The 1,434-nt window shown below is 33.1% G+C and carries 1 protein-coding gene; it reads right to left on the bottom strand.

The features are described from left to right. Positions 1-194: 194 nt before the first annotated feature. Positions 195-1,349 (bottom strand): IS256 family transposase, encoded by a 1,155-nt coding sequence (locus ABEA42_RS18480; RefSeq protein WP_345505362.1) that lies wholly within the window; start codon positions 1,347-1,349, stop codon positions 195-197. Positions 1,350-1,434 lie beyond the last annotated feature (85 nt).

The following is a 1,434-nucleotide window of genomic DNA, read 5'->3' as shown; positions in this document are numbered from 1 at the left end:
GTGGTAGTGTTCAGAAAAGTGTGTATTTATAGTTCTAGTGAATTCATGGTGCTAAAATAAAAATTTTTTAAAGTAACGCGTTTTCCATGGAAAATTTTTTAGACGTCAGCCCCTCAAAAGGCTAAGGCGTATAAAAAATTTTATGTGGTAAACATAATATAACAACTTCATTGATTATATCTTCCTAAATCCATTTAATAAAAATCAAGTTCAGATGATGTACTAAATTGATATATCGGATAATTATACTCGGGCCGATTCATTGCTGTACTACCCATTAAAAATAGTACTGCTTCTGGATTCGGTAAGGAGGTTCGCATCCGTAAAGTTCTTTTGTAGTTTCTGTGTAAGCGCTCTATCCAATTTGTCGTATATATCATTCTTCTTATTGATTTTTCATATCCAAGGTAGTTGAAATATAGCGCATATCTTGGCTCTTTATATTGTTTTAATGAAGGGTATATTTTCTCCCATTTTGCCACAAACGCTAAAAAACGTTTTAATCCTTTCTCAGGACTATCTATATCATTATCAGGACTTAAAATCTTTTTTAATTCAATTTTAATCTCAGATCTATGTTTTGGTTTTACTTTATTAAGGATATTTCTAATTAAATGGACTATGCATAACTGCACAGTAGCCATTGGATATACTGTTTGGATTGCATTTTCGATTCCTGTTAATCCATCTGATACCACCAATTGAATTCTTTTAACCCCTCTTTCTTTTAGTTTTTCGAAGATTTGAACCCAATTCCCTGCTCCTTCTGTAGGATGATTCACTACCGCCAGTACTTCTCGCGTAGTATCTTGTTTTACACCTAATATGGTATAATAAGCTTCATTGGATACCGTTTTATCTCGCCTGGTATGCCAGAAGGTCGCATCGATGTATATCACGGGGTAGGTTTCATCTAATCCTTTCCTTTCCAACCAGCTAAATACATCTGTTTTTGCCGAATTCATCATTTGGCTTATCGCTGATTTACTGTATTTGTGATCGTAGAGTTTTTTAAATATTCCTCCTACCTGTTCAGTTGTTAGCCCACATCTATACAATTCAAAAGCTAATGATTCACATTCTTTGTTTTGATCTTTTATTAACGCTAAGATCATTGGATAGAAGTTGTTATGACGTGTTCTTGGTATCGCTAATTCCATTTTACCATTATGTACGCATACCTTGCTGAATCGGTACCCATTTCCATAATCTGAGTGCTCATTTTGAAACTGTTGACGTTCAGCTTTCATTATAGCCTCTAAACTTTTTTTCAATAATGTACGATATCCATCTTTTTCGCTTGCTAAATCCAATAATACTTTCGAAATTTGTTCTTGTGTAAGGTTCATCTTTTAATTTTTTGTTTCGAATCACTAAAATCTTAAATATTTGAACTTTACACACTTTTTTGGACAGTATCTTATTCGTAAGTGA

The sequence above is a fragment of the Pedococcus ginsenosidimutans genome (assembly GCF_039544395.1).
Classification (GTDB): domain Bacteria; phylum Actinomycetota; class Actinomycetes; order Actinomycetales; family Dermatophilaceae; genus Pedococcus; species Pedococcus ginsenosidimutans.
Note: the sequence above shows the minus strand (reverse complement) of the source record. Positions and strands in the feature narration are given on the sequence as shown.

Bases quoted from the DNA above. Each gene is read 5' to 3' on its own strand.
- ABEA42_RS18480 (WP_345505362.1), bottom strand. From the start codon at position 1,349: ATGAACCTTACACAAGAACAAATTTCGAAAGTATTATTGGATTTAGCA.